18 protein-coding genes are annotated in these 17,533 nt (G+C 73.3%); 9 read left to right on the top strand and 9 right to left on the bottom strand.

What is annotated here, in order from left to right:
* Positions 1-76 precede the first annotated feature (76 nt).
* Positions 77-856, top strand: coding sequence for a hypothetical protein (locus tag B9S64_RS19240; protein WP_258037800.1), 780 nt, complete (start codon positions 77-79; stop codon positions 854-856).
* Positions 857-926: 70 nt separating this feature from the next.
* Here the strand turns inward: B9S64_RS19240 and B9S64_RS19235 are convergent, their stop codons facing one another.
* Both B9S64_RS19235 and B9S64_RS19230 read right to left on the bottom strand, forming a co-directional pair.
* A complete protein-coding gene (locus tag B9S64_RS19235) occupies positions 927-3,302 on the bottom strand; it encodes a PQQ-binding-like beta-propeller repeat protein (protein ID WP_109492073.1) in 2,376 nt (791 codons plus the stop codon).
* Positions 3,303-3,505: 203 nt separating this feature from the next.
* A complete protein-coding gene (locus B9S64_RS19230) occupies positions 3,506-4,315 on the bottom strand; it encodes a VOC family protein (protein WP_103491660.1) in 810 nt (269 codons plus the stop codon).
* A gap of 345 nt (positions 4,316-4,660) precedes the next feature.
* On the opposite strand from B9S64_RS19230, the gene B9S64_RS19225 reads away from it, so the two are divergent.
* The 5 genes from B9S64_RS19225 (at position 4,661) to B9S64_RS19205 (ending at position 9,026) form a co-directional block, all read left to right on the top strand.
* Complete coding sequence (locus B9S64_RS19225) at positions 4,661-5,308, top strand: TetR family transcriptional regulator (RefSeq protein WP_103491661.1); 648 nt, start codon at positions 4,661-4,663, stop codon at positions 5,306-5,308.
* Positions 5,309-5,499: 191 nt separating this feature from the next.
* Positions 5,500-6,168: a pyridoxal 5'-phosphate synthase gene (locus tag B9S64_RS19220; protein WP_103491662.1), complete on the top strand. Its 669-nt coding sequence runs from the start codon at positions 5,500-5,502 to the stop codon at positions 6,166-6,168.
* A 74-nt stretch (positions 6,169-6,242) separates the two neighbouring features.
* The gene (gene htpX, locus B9S64_RS19215; protein WP_103491663.1) at positions 6,243-7,154 is read left to right on the top strand and encodes a zinc metalloprotease HtpX; all 912 of its coding nucleotides are present in this window, start codon (positions 6,243-6,245) and stop codon (positions 7,152-7,154) included.
* Between the two features lie 9 nt (positions 7,155-7,163).
* Positions 7,164-7,748, top strand: a complete 585-nt coding sequence (locus tag B9S64_RS19210) for a hypothetical protein (RefSeq protein WP_103491664.1) — start codon at positions 7,164-7,166, stop codon at positions 7,746-7,748.
* Between the two features lie 93 nt (positions 7,749-7,841).
* A complete protein-coding gene (locus B9S64_RS19205) occupies positions 7,842-9,026 on the top strand; it encodes an NAD(P)/FAD-dependent oxidoreductase (protein ID WP_103491673.1) in 1,185 nt (394 codons plus the stop codon).
* Between the two features lie 38 nt (positions 9,027-9,064).
* Here the strand turns inward: B9S64_RS19205 and B9S64_RS19200 are convergent, their stop codons facing one another.
* Together B9S64_RS19200 and B9S64_RS19195 are read right to left on the bottom strand one after the other, a co-directional pair.
* Positions 9,065-10,387, bottom strand: a complete 1,323-nt coding sequence (locus B9S64_RS19200) for an MFS transporter (RefSeq protein WP_103491665.1) — start codon at positions 10,385-10,387, stop codon at positions 9,065-9,067.
* Positions 10,388-10,465: 78 nt separating this feature from the next.
* Positions 10,466-10,888 (bottom strand): DUF2809 domain-containing protein, encoded by a 423-nt coding sequence (locus B9S64_RS19195; RefSeq protein ID WP_103491666.1) that lies wholly within the window; start codon positions 10,886-10,888, stop codon positions 10,466-10,468.
* A 62-nt stretch (positions 10,889-10,950) separates the two neighbouring features.
* Here B9S64_RS19195 and B9S64_RS19190 point away from each other — a divergent pair, with 62 nt between their 5' ends.
* The gene (locus B9S64_RS19190; protein ID WP_103491667.1) at positions 10,951-11,946 is read left to right on the top strand and encodes a GlxA family transcriptional regulator; all 996 of its coding nucleotides are present in this window, start codon (positions 10,951-10,953) and stop codon (positions 11,944-11,946) included.
* Positions 11,947-12,060: 114 nt separating this feature from the next.
* Here the strand turns inward: B9S64_RS19190 and B9S64_RS19185 are convergent, their stop codons facing one another.
* From B9S64_RS19185 to B9S64_RS19175, 3 genes are all read right to left on the bottom strand, one after another.
* Positions 12,061-12,543, bottom strand: a complete 483-nt coding sequence (locus tag B9S64_RS19185; protein WP_103491668.1) for an ATP-binding protein — start codon at positions 12,541-12,543, stop codon at positions 12,061-12,063.
* A 448-nt stretch (positions 12,544-12,991) separates the two neighbouring features.
* On the bottom strand, positions 12,992-13,516 hold the full coding sequence (locus B9S64_RS19180; protein WP_103491669.1) for an EF-hand domain-containing protein: 525 nt from the start codon (positions 13,514-13,516) through the stop codon (positions 12,992-12,994).
* Positions 13,517-13,585: 69 nt separating this feature from the next.
* Positions 13,586-13,960 (bottom strand): STAS domain-containing protein, encoded by a 375-nt coding sequence (locus tag B9S64_RS19175; RefSeq protein WP_028439365.1) that lies wholly within the window; start codon positions 13,958-13,960, stop codon positions 13,586-13,588.
* Positions 13,961-14,251: 291 nt separating this feature from the next.
* Here B9S64_RS19175 and B9S64_RS19170 point away from each other — a divergent pair, with 291 nt between their 5' ends.
* Positions 14,252-14,833: an RNA polymerase sigma factor gene (locus B9S64_RS19170; protein ID WP_103491670.1), complete on the top strand. Its 582-nt coding sequence runs from the start codon at positions 14,252-14,254 to the stop codon at positions 14,831-14,833.
* Entirely contained in the window at positions 14,830-16,068 is a 1,239-nt protein-coding gene (locus B9S64_RS19165; RefSeq protein WP_103491671.1) for a zf-HC2 domain-containing protein, read from the top strand. Before B9S64_RS19170 ends, B9S64_RS19165 begins: the two co-directional genes overlap by 4 nt.
* A gap of 71 nt (positions 16,069-16,139) precedes the next feature.
* Here the strand turns inward: B9S64_RS19165 and purU are convergent, their stop codons facing one another.
* On the bottom strand, positions 16,140-17,039 hold the full coding sequence (gene purU, locus B9S64_RS19160) for a formyltetrahydrofolate deformylase (RefSeq protein WP_103491672.1): 900 nt from the start codon (positions 17,037-17,039) through the stop codon (positions 16,140-16,142).
* A 28-nt stretch (positions 17,040-17,067) separates the two neighbouring features.
* The gene (locus B9S64_RS19155) at positions 17,068-17,514 is read right to left on the bottom strand and encodes a hypothetical protein (protein ID WP_028439369.1); all 447 of its coding nucleotides are present in this window, start codon (positions 17,512-17,514) and stop codon (positions 17,068-17,070) included.
* Positions 17,515-17,533: the final 19 nt, after the last annotated feature.

Genomic DNA, 17,533 nt, shown 5'->3' with positions numbered 1-17,533 from the left:
GGACGCACGGGTCCGGCGTAGCGTCGGGCGAAGGGGTGTCGTGCAGTTCCGTGCGCGCAGGCCCGGGAGGCCGTCCATGATTCGCAACGTACTCGGCTCGGTCCTCGCCCTTCTCGGAGCGGCGGCCGCCGTCCAGAGCCCGTTCAACAGCTGGTACAACCACCGGCTGGGCCGGGACTACCGCGTTCAGGACCTCTTCGGCGGCATCACCGGCACCTCGTCCGCCGTGATGCTCTCGATCCTGCTGCCGTTCCTCTTCGCCGCGCTGGTGACCCTGGCCGGAGTCGTCCTCCGCTCGCGCTGGCTGGTGACGGCAGCCGGGCTGATCGTGCTGGCCTTCACCGTGCTGTGGATGGTCCGGCAGGGGCTGGCGGCGGGCAGTCTGAGCGTCGGCGGCGGGACGGGACTGCGGTACGGCGTCGCCGAGGCCCTGGGCGGCGGTGTGCTGCTCCTGCTGGGCGCGCTGCTGATGTCGGGGCGGACCGGGGGCGTACGGCGGCGGCGCGCTCCCGACCCGTATCCCGCGCCTGCGGACGACCGGCCCGACACCTGGCCCCCGACCCGCGAGCCCGGCCCGTCCGTGCAGACCTCGCCGGGTCCCGAGCCGGAGGCGGACCCCTACACCGGGCCGGGCCGGCACCGGGGACCTTCGGGCGACCAGGACACGGCCGGGTTCCCGGCCCGGGAGGCCCAGGGGACGTACGGGACCCAAGGGGCCCCGGAGACGCAGGACACGCAGGAGATGCCGGGAACCCAGGAGACGCAGGGAACCCAGGGGACGCACGGGGCTCACGAGGCGCGCGGCGAGGACGGCCCGGACGAGGACCCCGGCAGCTACCGCCCTCCGCACCCCTGACACACGGCCCCGCACGGGCACCGCGGCGCCTGACGCACGACACACATGGCGCGCCGCACGGGCACCGGGGTCAGGTCCGCGCCCTGTGCCCCGTGCCCGTGCCCTTCACCGCGTCCAGCGCGTACACACAGCGGTCCTTGCTGCACGCGTACACCACACCCGCCTGTGCGACCGGTGAGCCGGTGATCTCGCCGCCGGTGGCCAGCTTCCAGCGGAGCTGACCGCCGGCGGCGTCCAGCGTGTAGAGCACATGGTCCGCCGAACCGAAGTGGACCCGGCCGTCCGCGACCACCGGGGCGCCCACCACCTCGCCGCCCGCCGCGAACCGCCACTTCGGCGTCCCGGTCACCGCGTCCAGGGTGTACAGCGCGCTTCCGCTGCCCACATGCACGTTCCCGCCCGTGACCAGCACCGGTTCGACGGACTGCCGCGCCTCGGTCGCGATCCGCCACCGGTCCTTGCCGGTCGAGGCGTCCAGCGCGTAGACGGTGCCGAGGTAGTCGGCGAGGTACACACCGCCCCCGGTGACCGCAGGACCCGGGGCGAAGGCGGGCGGCGAGAGGAAGGCGGCCGGTGACTCGAAGTGCCAGCGCACCCGGCCCGAGACCGTGTCCACGGCCAGCACGCGGGTCCCGGCGGCGACGTACACGAAGCCGTCCTCCGCCGGGGTCACCCGCACCGGCACCCCGCCGCACGAGGCCGCGTCACCGACCGGGTACGACCAGCGCTCCAGGCCGGTGCGCGCGTCCACGGCCCGCAGCCGCGCGTCCTGCCAGAGGTAGACCGTGCCGTCGTGGAGGACGGGTCCGGCCTCCGGTGTCTCGAAGTCGGTCTGCACCCCCCGGGCCTCCCACAGCTTCTCGCCGCTGGACGCCTCCCACGCCTGGACGCCCCCGCCGCGCGTGGCGGTCAGCACGGTGCCCCGGTCCGCCTTCAGGGCGTACACCCAGGCGTCCGTCCGCAGCCGCCACCGCTCGGCGCCGGTCGTCGCGTCCAGCGCGTACAGCGAGGGGCCGTCCGACGCGTGGATCCGGCCGCCGTCGACGGCCATCGACCAGGCGACGTCCCGGGTCTTGAACTGGCGGCGCCCGTTGCCCACGTCCAGCGCGTGCACCTCGAAGGAGGTCACATAGAGCAGGTCCCCCACCACGACGGGGGTCCCCCACACATCGTTCGACATGCGAAAGCGCCAGGGCCGCCAGCGTTCGGGGCCCGCGGGCACCGCGTCCGGGGCGGGCGCGGACGGGGCCGCCGGGTGCGGGGCCGGGACCGCCGTCCCGGCGGGCGGACGCACCCAGCCGGTCGCCGGATCGGCGTGCGCGGCGGCCGCGCCGCGCACGTCCACGGGACGCGGGCCAGGGCCGATCGGCACCTGGGCGCCGGGCAGCCGCACCGGACCGCCCTCGGGCTGCGGGGACGGAAGCGGGGCGGGGACCGGCGCGGGACGGACGTCACCGTCACCCCGCCAGGCCGTGTCCCGGTCGGCGCCCGGCGGCGGCTGCCGCGGGGGCGGCGGTACCGCCACCGGGGCGGGCGGCGCGGCGAGGGCGCGGCCGCCGCCGCGCCGCTGCTCGATCATCGCGGTGGCCGGGGTCGGCAGCCAGGCCGACGCGGTGCCGCTGTCGTCGCCGCCGGAGGCGAACAGGTGCGGTGCCAGCTGGGACTGGAGATCGGCGGGGCTGGGCCGCCTCGTCGCGTCCATCTGCATACAGGACTGGATCAGCGGGCGCAGGTCGTCGGGCAGCCCCTCGGTGTCCGGGCCCTCCCGCAGCAGCATGAACACGGTCTCCACGGGGTTCGCCCCGTGGAACGGCGCGTGCCCGGTCGCCGCGAAGACCAGCGTGGAGCCGAGCGAGAACACATCACTGGCGCCCGTCACGCTCCGCGAGTCACGGGCCTGCTCCGGAGACATGTAGGCGGGGGTGCCCACCGCGACGTTCGTCATGGTCAGCCGGGTGTTCGAGACACCCGAGGCGATACCGAAGTCGATCACCCGCGGCCCGTCCTCGACCACCAGGACGTTGGACGGCTTCAGATCACGGTGGACGAGCCCGGCGCCGTGGATCGACTGGAGGGCCTCGGCGATCCCGGCGGCCAGCCAGCGCACGGCCTGCGTCGGCATCGGACCGCACTCGTTCACTATCTCCTCAAGAGAGGGGGCCGGGACGTAGGCGGTGGCCAGCCAGGGGACGGCCGCGCGCGGGTCGGCGTCGACCACGGCGGCCGTGTAGAACCCGCTGACGGCGCGGGCGGCCTCCACCTCACGCGTGAAACGGACCCGGAACAGCTGATCCTCGGCCAGTTCCGTGCGAACCGTCTTGATCGCCACCCGCCGGCCCGACGCCGAGCGTGCGAGATAGACCAGCCCCATGCCGCCGGCCCCGAGCCGCCCCAGCACCTCGAACGGGCCGATCCGCCTCGGATCGTGCCGCGTCAGCTGCTCCACTTGCCTGCCACCTCCCCGTACGGACCTCAGGCAACCAAGGCCCGCGAAATACCGCCCTGTGCAGCGTCTCACCACTGAGCACCACCGGCGGTGCGCCCCCGATTGTTCCTGGCTCGCCGTCCGGTTGCGAACCCGGGGGCGGATCGGGGTGTCTTGTGTCAGTCCACCCGTTTCAGGACACCACGACCCCGGCGGCGGTACGGCTACGGCCGCGGCCCGGCCGGCTCCAGCACCGCGAAGACGGCACCCTGGTCGTCCTGGAGCACCGCGATCCGCCCGCGCGGGACGTCGAAGGGCGGTGCCCAGATCCGGCCACCGAGGTGGACGGCGGTCCCGGCCGCCCGGTCGCAGTCGGTCACGGCGAAATAGCTGAGGAAGTAGCTGGGCATCATCTCGGGGTACGCGTCCGTGAGCACGGCACGCCCGGCGACCGCGGTCTCCTCGCCCGGTTCGGTCCCGGGCGGGGACCACGTCCGCAGACCGGTGCCGGCGGCGGGCCCCGGCCTCCCCGGCTCGCCGGGGACGGCCAGGTCGGTGCCCCGGAAGCCGAAGACCTCCTCGTAGAAGGCGTCCACCCGCTCGGGCTGCCGGGTGTACACCTCGGTCCAGCAGAAGGCACCGGGGGCGTTCCGCTTCTCGAACCCGGCGCGTTCGCCCGCCTGCCAGAGGCCGAAGACGGCGCCGCCGGGGTCGACGGCCTGCGCGAGGACCCCGGCCCTGCCCGCGCGGACCGGATCGGTGATCACCTGGCCGCCGGACTTCCGGATCAGGGCGACGGTGGCGAGGATGTCCTCGGTGGCGAAGTAGACGCCCCAGGCGGTCGGCATGCGGCCGTCCCGCTTGGCGGCGAGGGCCGCGACGAGCGCCCCGTCGCTGTACGCGTCGGCGAACGGCATGCCGTCACCGGCCCGGAAGGTCCAGCCGAAGAGCCCGCCGTAGAAGCGCTTGCCCGCTTCGAGGTCGGAGAGCTGCACATCGACCCAGCACGGCGCGGACTGCGCGAATGCGGCCATGGGCCCGTCCCTCCTCGATGGTGACGCCCGTCATACTCAACGTAGCGTCGGGTGGCGCGCGGCGCGCCCCGAGGCCGCTCTCCGGCATCAGGGCCCCCGTTCAATAGAACTTCTGCCCGAACCGTGAAGGCGTGGGCGCAGGGTGGACACACGTTGTCCACCGAAGTTATCCACAGGCTGTTGATAACAAAATCTGACCGGAACGCCTCGTTCCGCCCCTCCGGCCTCCCCGTTCCCCCGCCCCCGGCACCCCGGAATCGTGCCCTCCGCCCGGTCCCCGGCGGGCTGTTCCCCATTTGCAGTCGGTCAGATCGCGCTCCGACCCCCCGTCGGTAAGCTGACGGCATGACAGGACAAGTGCGCACCGTCGACGGCCGCGTGGCTGGTCGGCGAGGTCAGGCGACGCGGCAGAAGCTGCTCGACTGTCTCAGCGAGATGCTCAGCTCCTCGCCGTACCGGGACGTCAAAGTCATCGACGTCGCCCGGAGGGCCGGGACTTCACCCGCGACCTTCTACCAGTATTTCCCCGACGTCGAAGGCGCCGTTCTCGAACTCGCCGAAGAGATGGCCCGCGAGAGCGCCGGACTGACCGAACTGGCCGCCGACCGCTCCTGGGTCGGCAAGGCGGGACGGCAGACCGCCGAGGAACTCGTCGACGGGTTCCTCGACTTCTGGCGGCGCCATGACGCGATCCTGCGCGTGGTGGACCTCGGCGCCGCCGAAGGGGACAAACGGTTCTACAAGATCCGCATGAAGGTCCTGAACTCGGTCACCGGCTCCCTGACGGGCGCCGTCAAGGACCTCCAGGCCAAGGGGCGGGTCGACAAGGACGTCAGCCCCGCGGCCGTGGCGGGCTCGCTCGTCATGATGCTCTCGGCCGTCGCCTCGCACCAGAAGGGGTTCACCACCTGGGGCGTGAAGCAGGCCGAACTCCGCCCGAACCTAGCCCTGTTGGTACACCTGGGCATCACCGGCAAGAAGCCGGCCAGGTAGGCGCCGGCCAGGACCCACCGCATACACCACCGGGCGCCGCGCGGACATCCCGCGGCCCCGTCCTGTCTCACCGACGGCGGACCACCTCAGGCGGTCCGCCGTCGGTGTTCCCGCGCCAGGCAGTCGGTGTTCCCGCGTCCGGCCGCCCCCCGCACCGGGCGGACGCGTCGGCGGCGCGGTGGAATGGGTCCATGAGCGATACACAGAAGGCCTTCCGCGACCTGCTCCACGCCCAGCGCGTCTGGGACGTCACCCTCCCCCGCTTCGAGGCCTCCACCGCCCCCGCGGACCCCCTCGCCCTCTTCCGCACCTGGTTCGCCGAGGCGGCCGGCGCCGGCCAGAGCGAGCCGCACGCCATGACGCTGTCCACCGTGGACGCCGAGGGCCGGCCCGACGCCCGGATCCTGACCCTGCACGACGCCGACGAGCGGGGATGGCACTTCGGCACGCACACCACCAGCGAGAAGGGCCGCCAGCTCGCGGCCCGCCCGCACGCGGCCCTCACCTTCTACTGGCCCGTCCAGGGGCGCCAGGTCCGGGTACGGGGGACGGTGACCCCGGTGGGCCGCGCCGAGAGCCGGGCGGATCTGCGCGCCCGGTCCACCGGGGCCCTGGCGGCGGCGCTCACCGGGACGCAGAGCGAGGTGCTGCGCTCCCGTGACGACCTCCTGCGGGCCTCCGAGGCCGCCTGGGAGCGCGCGCGGGCGGAGCCGGACACCGAGGTGGAGACCTGGACGCGCTACGTGGTCGAACCGCACGAGGCCGAGTTCTTCCAGGGGGACGCGGAACGCCGCCACGTCCGCCTGCGCTACCGCCGGGAGACCGGCGGACCCTGGACCCGGGAGCTCCTCTGGCCCTGACGCCGTAGGACATTTATCCGGTTCGCACGGAGAAAGGGGCACTATGGGAGACAGGTGAGCTCTTGGAGGCACCCATGGCACGAGTACGTTCCCGCTACGCCCCTGACCGGGGGCTGACCACCCGCATGGTCGGCACCATGTTCTTCATCGGTCTGCTCTACGTCGTCCTGGTGGGGATCCTCCTCGCCGTTCTGCACGGAGCCTGGCCGTTCATCCTGATCATCGTGGGCGGTCTGTTCATCGCCCAGTTCTGGTTCAGCGACCGCATCGCCGCGTTCGGCATGGGCGCGCGCGAGGTCACCCCGCAGGAGGCGCCCGAACTGCACGGGGCCGTCGACCGCATCTGCGCCCTGGCGGACATGCCGAAACCCAGGGTCGCGATCGCCCAGAGCGACGTACCGAACGCGTTCGCCACCGGGCGCAGCGAGAAGACGGCCCTGGTCTGCGCCACGACCGGGCTGCTGCGCAGACTGGAACCCGACGAGCTGGAGGGGGTCCTCGCGCACGAGATGTCGCACGTCGCCCACCGCGACGTCGCGGTCATGACCATCGCCTCCTTCCTCGGGGTCCTCGCCGGGATCATCACCCGCGTCGCCCTGTGGGGCGGCCTGGCGCGCAACAGCCGGGGCAACGACCCGGCCGGCATGATCATCATGCTCATTCCGCTGATCAGCGCGGTGGTGTACGCCCTGAGCTTCCTGCTGACCCGGCTGCTCTCCCGCTACCGTGAGCTGTCGGCCGACCGCACCGCGGCCCTGCTCACCGGCCGGCCCTCCTCGCTGGCCTCCGCGCTCACCAAGGTCAGCGGCCAGATGGCCAGGATCCCGACGGAGGACCTGCGCAAGGCGGAGCCGTACAACGCCTTCTACTTCGTGCCGGCCTTCTCCTCGAAGGAGAGCCTCGGCCGGCTCCTCTCCTCGCACCCGACGCTCGAACAGCGCCTCGACCAGCTGGCCCGCATCTCCGCCGGCCTGTCCCGTCCGTAAGGAGCCTCCGTGGGCCTGCTCGACACCATCCTGGGCCGCAGCAAACCGGTCCGGCCCGACCTCGACCAGCTCTTCGCCGTCCCCTCCGCGGCCCTGACCCTCCAGGCCGGTACGGGTTTCACCCCGACCGGGCTGGGGTCGGTGTGTTTCGCGGGGGTGGAGGGCGGCACCTTCGCCCGTATCCAGCAGGACGTACGGGAGCTGCTGGACGCGGACACCGACCGGGGCGGGGTCCCGGTGGAGTTCAGCCGGGACACCTACGGCTACACATGGCTGCTCGCCCGGCAGCCCGCCGACGACACGGCGGGTCTGGTCAACGACCTGCACGCGGTGAACACACTGCTCCAGGACGGCGGATTCGGGCCGCATCTGCTCTGCTCGCTGATCGGGTTCCGCCACGCGGACGGGCGGCGGCTGGCGCTGGTCTACCTCTACAAGCGCGGCACGTTCTATCCGTTCGCCCCGGCCGCGGACGGCGGGGAGCGGCGTGACAACCAACTGGAACTCCAGGTGAGAGCCCTGCTGGGCGACGACCTCCGGGTGGAGGAGGATCTGGCCCGCTGGTTCCCGGTGTGGGGCGCGCCGGGGCTGTGAGCCGACGGGCCGTGATCATTTCGCAACCGATTCCGGCCTGGAGTGAGACCTATCATGTGCATGTCGGTAGGCCTGTCCGGTTACGCTCCGGTCATGCCCGACAGCTCTGCCGCCCCTGCCGCCCTGTCCGCCTCCACCGACCGCACCGACCACCGGCCGGTCTACGTGGTCGGCGGCGGCCCCGGCGGCCTCGCCACCGCCGCGGCCCTGCGGGAGCGGGGCGTCCGGGCGGTGGTGCTGGAGAAGGCCGGGGACGTGGGCGCCTCCTGGCGCCGCCACTACGAGCGGCTGCACCTGCACACCACACGGCGGTGGTCGTCCCTGCCGGGGCTGGCGATGCCGCGCCGGTTCGGCCGCTGGGTCTCCCGCGCGGACATGGTGCGCTACCTGGAGAAGTACGCCGAGCACCACGACCTGGAGGTGGTGACCGGTGTCGAGGTGTCCCGGATAGACCGGGCCGCCGACGGTACGGGGTGGCGGCTGAGCGCCACCGGCGGGCGGGTGCTGACCGGCCGCGCGGTGGTCGTGGCGACCGGCTTCAACCACACCCCGCTGATCCCCGAGTGGCCCGGCCGCCAGGACTTCACCGGCACGCTGCTGCACGCCGCCGACTACCGGGAGCCCGGCCCGTACGCGGGCCAGGACGTGCTGGTGGCCGGCATCGGCAACACCGGGGCCGAGATCGCCGTGGACCTGGTCGAGGGCGGCGCCGCCCGGGTGCGGATAGCCGTGCGCACGCCTCCGCACATCGTGCGCCGCTCCACGGCGGGCTGGCCCGCGCAGGCCACCGCCGTCCTGGTCCGCCGGCTGCCGGTTCCGCTGGTCGACGCGGCCGGGCGGCTGATGTGCCGGATCTCCGTACCTGACCTGTCCGCGCACGGGCTGCCCCGGCCGCGCAAGGGCCTCTACTCCCGGGTGCGCCAGGGCGCGATCCCGGTCCAGGACGTCGGTCTGGTCGCCGCGGTGAAGAGCGGCCGGGTGGTCCCGGTGGCGGCCGTCGAGTCCTTCGACGGGGACGCGGTGGTGCTCGCCGACGGGACCAGGGCGACCCCGGACACGGTGATCGCCGCGACCGGGTACACGCGCTCGCTGGAGGGGCTGGTGGGCCACCTCGGTGTCCTGGACGACCGGGGCCGCCCCGTCGTACGCGGTGCCCGCTCCCCCAAGCAGGCACCCGGGCTCTACTTCACCGGCTTCACCAACCCGATCAGCGGGATGCTGCGCGAGATAGCCCGGGACGCCCGCAGGACGGCGGCGAAGCTGGCCGCGAAGGGCTGACGGGACAGGTCCCCCTCGCCCGCCGGAGCCTGGCCCTGTCAGGCCGCGACCGCGCGGGGACGGCGGATGACCAGGGCCATCAGGGCCGCCGTGGCGCACATGGCTCCCGCCGCGTACCAGACGACGTCGTACGAGCCGAACGCGTCACGGGCCACACCGCCCAGGAACGCGACCAGGGCGGCGCCCACCTGGTGGGAGGCCAGCACCCAGCCGAAGACGATCGCGCTGTCCTCGCCGTACTGCTCACGGCACAGGGCCAGCGTCGGGGGGACGGTGGCGACCCAGTCCAGGCCGTAGAAGACGATGAAGAAGACCATCGGCGGATGCACGGCCGGGGCCAGCAGCATGGGCAGGAAGAGCAGCGAGACGCCGCGCAGCGCGTAGTACAGGGCCAGCAGTCTGCGGGCGTCGAAGCGGTCCGTGAGCCATCCGCTGAAGATCGTGCCGATGACGTCGAAGACCCCGACGACCGCCAGCAGCGAGGCCGCAGCGGTGATGGGCATGCCGTGGTCGTGCGCCGAGGGCACGAAGTGGGTGCGGATCAGGCCGTTGGTGGAGGCCCCGCAGATCGCGAACGTGCCGGCCAGCAGCCAGAAGGGGCCGGTACGGGCCGCGTCGGTCAGCACCCGCACCGCGCGGCGGGCGGCGCCCTTCGCGGGGGCGGGCTTCTCCACGTACGCGCCGCCGTAGGGGGCCAGTCCCACGTCCGCCGGGTGGTCCCGCATCAGCAGCCAGACGAACGGAACGACGACGAGCGCGGCCAGGGCCACCGTCACCGAGGCCGGGCGCCAGCCGTGGCCGTCGACGATCCAGGCGCACAGGGGCAGGAAGACGAGCTGGCCGGAGGCCCCGGCCGCGGTCAGGATGCCGGTGACCAGGCCCCGGCGGGCGACGAACCAGCGGTGGGTGACGGTCGCCGAGAACGCCATCGCCATCGACCCGGTGCCCAGGCCCACCAGCAGGCCCCAGTAGAGCATCAGCTGCCAGGCGGCGGTCATCCAGACACTGGCCAGCGCCCCGGCGGCGACCGCGCTCAGCGCCACGGCCACCACCCGGCGGATGCCGAACCGGTCCATCAGCGCCGCGGCGAACGGCGCGGTCAGCCCGTACAGGGCCATGTCGATGGAGACCGCCAGCCCGATCTCGCCACGGGACCAGCCGAACTCCGTGTGGAGCGGGTCGATGAGCAGGCCGGGCAGGGAGTTGAAGGCCGCGCCGCCGATGATCGTCACGAAGGTGACGGCGGCGACGATCCACGCCCGGTGGATCCGCGGACGGGAGGGGTCGCGGAGCCGCGCGGTACGGGAGGGGCGGCGGGGCGGGGCGGCCTGGGCCGTCGCGCTGTCGGTGATCCGGTTCACGTCCCCCAGCGTCGGGGTCCGGCCGGTCCCCCACGAGTGGCCTGGATGCCACTCTTCGCAAGGATCGGGCCACCGGGCTCAGAGGAGGGCGGGGGCCCGCCGGGCGGTGAGGCGGGTGTGGACGGCCCACGCCAGGGCCGCGCCCACCGCGTACCAGAACAGGTCGGGGGCGTTGAACGTCGAGCCGAGCACCAGCCGGGCCGCCGTGCTGTGCCGGGACAGCTCCGCGGGCAGGTCCGTCAGCTGGACCAGCTCCACCGCCCAGCTCACCGCCAGCGCGGTCCCGGCGGCGGTGAGCGGCCGCACCCGGGGCACCAGGAGGACCACCAGGGTGTGAATCAGTACGGTGTACAGGGCGTCCCCCGCGTACTTCGCGACCTCGCCGCCGGACACCGCGCGGACGCCGAGCCCCGCGGCCACGGTCAGGACGGCGGCGGCCGCGGCCGCCGTGCGGACGGCGGCGGCGGGAATGGACGCGGGGCCGGGGGACTTCTCCGTCATGGCAGTGACGTCTATCAGGCCGAGGCCGGAAGAGCCCAATCCGTGGAAGAACAGGAGTCCGTGTGCCGCACCGTGTGGTGGTCCTCGCCCTCGACGGGCTGATCCCCTTCGAACTGGGCATCCCCCAGCGGATCTTCGGTCTGCCCCGGGAGCCCGATCCGCTCGGCCGGGGCGAGAAGCTGTACGAGGTCGTGACCTGTTCCGTCCGGCCGCCGGGCCCTGTCCCCACCGACGCCGACTTCCACATCGTCGTGGAGCACGGCCCCGAGGCCCTGGCGACCGCCGACACCGTCGTCGTACCCGCCTCGTACGCGCTGGGGCCGGTCCACCGGGAGGGCAGGCTCACCGGTGAACTGGCCGCCGCCCTGGCCCACATCAGGCCGGGGACCCGGCTGGTGTCCATCTGCACGGGCGCCTACGTCCTCGCCGCCGCCGGATACCTCGACGGGCGCCCCGCCACCACGCACTGGGCCTCCGCGGACCACTTCCAGCGGCTCTTCCCCAAGGTCCGCGTCGATCCGGACGTGCTGTTCATCGACGACGGGGACGTGCTGACCTCGGCCGGAGTGGCCGCCGGCATCGACCTCTGCCTGCACATCGTGCGCCGCGACCACGGCACCGCCGTCGCCAACGACGTGGCCCGGCGCAGCGTCGTACCGCCCCACCGCGACGGCGGCCAGGCGCAGTTCGTCCGGCGGCCGCTGCCGGAGACGGGTCTCGCCTCGACGGCGGCGGCGCGGGCCTGGGCGCTCGGGCGGCTGGATGGGCCGGTCTCGCTGCGGGAGATGGCGGCCCAGGAGTCCATGAGCGTACGGACGTTCACCCGCCGCTTCCGCGAGGAGGCCGGTGTCAGTCCGGGGCAGTGGCTGACGCGGCAGCGGGTGGAGCGGGCGCGGCATCTGCTGGAGTCCACGGCCCTGTCGATCGACCAGGTGGCACGCGACGCGGGGTTCGGTACGGCGGCCTCCCTGCGCCAGCATGTGCGGGCCGCGCTGGGCGTGTCCCCGACGGCCTACCGGCGGACGTTCCGGACGAAGGCTATGGCACCGGGGAGCTGAGCCCGACGGGACCGGCCCGGTCCCTGAGCCCTCGGAGCCCTTCCTGAACCCCCGGACTCGGTCCCCGCGTCCTCGGAGCCGTGCGCCGGGCCCCCGGAACCGCGCGCCGGGCCCTCAGAGCCGTGCGCCGCCGAGGGCACCCGGCTGCTGCTCACCCAGGGATCCCGAACGCTCACCCAGGGCGGCCGGCGGCTGCACCGGGACGCCCCGGTCGATCTCGCACCAGATCCGCTTCCCGGCGCCTTCGGGCTGCCAGCCCCAGCGGTCGGCCAGGCCGTCCACCAGCTCCAGGCCCCGGCCACCGGTGTCCTCACCCTCCGCGTGCCGCGGCCGGGGCGGGCGGCAACTGGTGTCCGCCACCTCGACCCGGACCGTCCCGGCCGACTCCGCCGAGCCGAACAGCATCCGCAGCACGGCCGGACAGCCCGTGTGGACCACCGCGTTGGTGACCAGCTCCGAGATGAGCAGGACGAGCGTCTCGGCGAGCGAGTCGTCGTCCATCCCGGACCCGGCCAGCCGCGACCGCGCCCATCTGCGGGCCCGTCCCACCTCCGCGGGATCCGCCCCGACCTCCAGTTGAACCTGAAGCACCTGCACCGCTCACACCATCCGAACCGGCGGACACATCGCCTCGCGTCTCCTCGGGATCACGGAACGTGACTCCCCTACGAGACAGCATGGTTGACGTACAGTCACCGCAACAAGCGCTTCGGGCATATTCCAGCGTGAAGGAGTACCCGTGGTGCATACTGTGCGACGCGCGCTGCGGAGAGTCGAACAGAAGCGCGCCGACGCCTGGGGGATCCGTTCCCCGGCTGCTCCGGCACAGCTCCTCGATCCGCGAGCGGATCGCGGGCCCCGGACCGGGGCGGCCGCGCGGGCCACACCCGGAGTCCCTGGTTCCACAACCACTCGCATCCCACGGAGCGTACCCGAGCGGACGGGCCGACTCCGCCCGGTGACCGGCCCGGACGAAAGTTCGGACCGGCACCGGTCGCGCTGCGTCACCCTCCGGCCTGCGCCGGGCGACCGGGGCGGCCGCCTCTCACATGTCCGGTGCCACCACCGTGAAGTAGGCCGAGAACGCGGCGACCGCGTCCGCCTCCGCGACACGGCCGTCCTGGTCGCCGTCCAGGCTCCGGGCCGCCACGCCCGCGATGTCGTCCGCGGCGCCCAGCACCCGCAGGGCCCGCTCGACGGCCTCGACCGGGGCCGAGCCCGCGGAGCCGTCGCCGCCCGCCACGTCGAGCGCGGCCCGCAGGAAGGGCCGGGCGATCTCCGCGAACCGCTCCGGGTTGTCCCGCAGCCGCTTCACCGCGCCGCCCACGAACTCCGCGCGGTTGACGCGCTGGTCGCCGTCCACGTCCGCGATCCCCGCCATGCCCTGCCAGAAGGCCTCGGCACCCGAGTAGAGCGCCTGCCCCTTGTCGCAGCGGGCCCTCGTGCCGAACTCCGCGAGCAGCCGGGCCGCCGCGGCGTCGAAGTCCGCGCGGTCGATGTACCCGTTGCCGTCCTGGTCGAAGGCTGCGAAACGATGAGCGATCTTGCGCTCGTACTCTGCGCTGTCCATGCCGGGAGCGTACGACGTCCGGCACCTCACGTGTCACCCCGTCCGCCGGCGCCGCCACCGGCCGCCGTCTCACGCCCCGAGCGGCCGTGAGACCCCGTCGGTGGCGGCGCCGGCGTCGGGGTAGACCTCGAAGAGCCGGCGCACCCCGAGGGCGCCGAGCACCTTGTTGACGTGGGAGCCGTCCTCCGCGCCCCGGGCCGGGAGTATCAGCCGCAGCCGTCCGCCGCAGGACTTCATCAGGCGGCGGGTGGCGATCAGGACGTTGACGCCGCTGGAGTCGCAGAAGAAGACGCCCGCGAGGTCCAGGACCAGGTCGTGCCGGCCGTCGGCCACGGCCCCGTGGACGGACTGGCGCACCGCGGTGGCGGACGCGATGTCGAGCTCGCCGCGGATCCGCAGCACGGTCCACGCGCCCTGCTCGCTCTCGTCCACCTTCAGCGCCACGCCACTGGACCTCTCGTTCCGGGTGGTTCCGGAGGATCCGGAAGTTTCCGTTCCCCCTCGCGGCTGCCCGCGCCGGGCGTCCGCGAAACACCGGTGCGCTCATCGGCCCGGCTCATGCTCCATCCACAAATGATCACTTACTGATCGTTTGTCCGGCGACTACGCGGCAAGACGTGACGTATTCCCTATCATCTGGCGCCTCTCGGGGGACGCACTTGGTGCAAAGGTACGTGGACCCGAGAGGCTGCCTACTACATTCGACGTGACGAGGGGCACAGGGCTGGGGGCCGGATGGCGAAGGACGCACCACCACGCTGGGACCGCCGCATGCAGCAGCGGCTGACGCGTGGCGAGGCGGCGGCCCTCGGTGAGCTGTACGACCGCTTCGCCCCGCTCGTGCACAGCCAGGCCCATCGCATGCTCGACGACGAGGAGGCCGCGGACCTGGTGACCCGGGAGGTCTTCGGCCACATCTGGGAGAACCCGGACGCCTACGACCCCGCGCAGGGGCCGATGCGGTCCTGGGTGGCCCGGCTCACCCACCGCCGCTGTGTGGAGCGGCTCCGCGCGACGCACGGCGAGGCGGACGGGCCCGACGCCGGGGCGCACCGCCAGGAGCTGGAGCAGCGGGTGCGCAGGGCCACGGCCGCGGCCCGCGCCGACTACATCGTCGCCTCCATGCCCGCCTCGCTGCGGGCGGCCCTGGAGCTCGCGTACATCCAGCGCCGCGACTACCGCCAGGCCGCCGCCGACCTGGGCGTCACCGGGGACGAGGCCCGGCGCCGGCTGCGGCTCGGGCTCCAGTTGCTCTCCACCGCGAACCCCGGCCCGTCCGACGGGTCGGGGCCGCCCGGACACGGACCGACACCATGAGCTGGGAGACCGGTGGCACAGGCCGCGAGAACGAGGATCTGGACGCCGGGCGCATACCGCGGCCCCGGGCCGCCGTGGAGGAACACGCGCTCCGGACGCCCGCCGGGGGCGACGGGGACGGTCCGGGCGGCACGGTGCTGAGCCACCAGGTCCTCAAGTCGCTGCTCGGCGCGTGGGCGCTGTCGGCCTGCTCGGCGGAGGAGACCGCCGCGGTGGAGGAGCACCTCACCGGGTGCGCCCGCTGCGCCGAGGAGGCGCTGCGGCTGCGCGACGCCGTGGGCCTCCTGCACTCCGGCCGCAGCCTGGACCTGGATCCGATGCTCCGCTCCCGGGTGCTGGAGGGCTGCCTCGGCCGTCGTCCGGCGCGTATCCCGGTACCGTCCTGGGCCGCCCCGTACGACGCGGAGACCGCCCGGCTCGACGCCCTGCTGCGGGACTTCGGTGCCGCGGAGTGGCACGCGCCGGTGCGGCTGCGGTGGTACGAGGACGAGCGGTCGTCCCAGCGCAGGACGACGGTGGCCGGGGTGATCCGCCATCTGACGGCGGTCGACGGCCTCGTCTCCGCCGCCCTCGGTCTGGACGATCCCCTGGGGAGCGGCGTGAAGCCGCTCTCGCCGACCGAGCGGACCGAAACGTACTGGGCGGCCGCTTATCAGCCACCGACCCGTGCCGTCCGTGAACCCTGGCGCGACCAGGGCCACACGCTCGTCCGGACGGTGTCGTTCGCCGGACGGGGCGTCGGTGAGATCTCGGTGCCCTACGGCGGCTTCGCGCTCCCCTTGCGGGACGCGCTGCTGGAGCGGGCCTTCGAGTGCTGGGTGCACGGCGGCGACATCGCGAAGGCGGTGGACTACCCCTACGAACCGCCCTCGGCACCGCATCTGCACCGTCTGATCGACCTGGCGGCCCGGCTGCTGCCCGCCACCCTGGCCGGGCGCCGCCGCGCGGGGCTGGCCGCACCGGCCCGCGAGCTGGTCGCGGCGGGTTCGCCGGGGCGCTCGCTCCATCTGGAGGTCGAGGGCAAGGGCGGCGGTGACTGGTACATCGCGCTGGACTCACCGGCGGCCGTGGGCTCGCCGGACCACACGGTGGCACGGGTCGCCCTGGACGGCGTGGAGTTCTGCCGGCTGGTCGCCGGACACGTACCACCGGTGGAGGCGGCGGCCGGGCAGGAGGGCGACCGGGAGGCGATCGACGACGTGCTGTCCGCGGCGGCGTCCCTCAGCCGCCTCTGACCGGCCGGGCCCGGAGGCGTCGAAGCCCGGCCGACCGCCGGGCCCCGATGTCAGGCGTCGGGCCCGGCGTCTCAGGGGAAGATCACCGTACGGCGGCCGTTGAGCAGGATGCGCCGCTCGGCGTGCCAGGTGACGGCGTGGGCGAGCGCGCGGCACTCGACGTCCCGCCCGACGGCCACCAACTGGTCCGGGGTGACGCCGTGCCCCACCCGCGCGACCTCCTGCTCGATGATCGGGCCCTCGTCGAGGTCGGCGGTCACGTAGTGGGCCGTCGCGCCGATCAGTTTCACCCCGCGCGCGTGCGCCTGGTGGTACGGCTTCGCGCCCTTGAAGCTCGGCAGGAAGGAGTGGTGGATGTTGATGATCCGCCCGCTCAACTGCTTGCAGAGGTCGTCGGAGAGCACCTGCATGTAACGGGCCAGGACGACCAGTTCGACGTTCTCGCCCCGCACCAGCTCCAGCAGTTGGGCCTCCGCCTCCGGCTTGGTGTCCCGGGTCACCGGGATGTGCCGGAAGGGCACACCGTACGAGGCGGCCAGTTCGGCGAAGTCCGTGTGGTTGGAGACGACGGCCACGATCTCCACGGGCAGCGCGCCCGTACCCGAGCGGAACAGCAGGTCGTTGAGGCAGTGACCGAACTTGCTGACCATCAGCACCACCCGCATCCGCTCCGAGGCGCGGTGGATCTGCCACTCCATCCGGAACGACTCACCGATGGCGGCGAAGCTGGCCCGCAGCTTCGCCACGTCCACATGGGCGTCCGCCGTGAAGTGGACGCGCATGAAGAAGAGACCGGTGTCGTGGTCGCCGAACTGCTGGCTGTCCTCGATGTTGCAGCCCGTCATGAAGAGATAGCTCGACACGGCGTGCACGATGCCCTGTTTGTCGGGGCACGAGAGCGTGAGGACGTACTGCTCGGCGGCGGTGTCCGAAGCGGCGGTAACGGAGTCGGCAGGCTGCGGCGCGGTCATCCCCGTAGGGTGCCACACCCTCCGCCCATCAGGCCGATCCGGTCATGATGCGGAGCACGTCCAGCGAGTGCGGCGGGCTGTCCGGGTCCTCCGCGTCGTTGGTGGCGAGCATCACATGGGCCTCGCGGGCGGCCACGACGGCCTCCGGCCAGCCGGGGTGCTCCAGGTAGGCGGAGACCGGGGCGTCCGCGCCTATCTGGTGCATGATGCGCAGCACCCGCAGGGCCGCGACGTCCACCAGGGCGGCCTCGGCGGAGTCCCGGAAGATCGTCCCGACGTACTTCTCGGCGGACCAGTTGTCCAGCCAGGTGTCCTCGACCAGGCGGTACACGGCGTCGGTCACGTCGCCGTACCCTTCCAGGCCGGCGAGCCAGCACTCCTGGTGGAAGACGGGGTCGGAGAGCATGTGCAGCGCCGAGCGCACATTGCTGCGCCAGCGCCACCACGGCATGTCGTTGAGCGGCATACCGCCCATGGTGGAGGAGCGACGGCCG

This window comes from Streptomyces sp. SM18, from assembly GCF_002910775.2.
Classification (GTDB): Bacteria; Actinomycetota; Actinomycetes; order Streptomycetales; family Streptomycetaceae; genus Streptomyces; species Streptomyces halstedii.
Note: the sequence above shows the minus strand (reverse complement) of the source record. Positions and strands in the feature narration are given on the sequence as shown.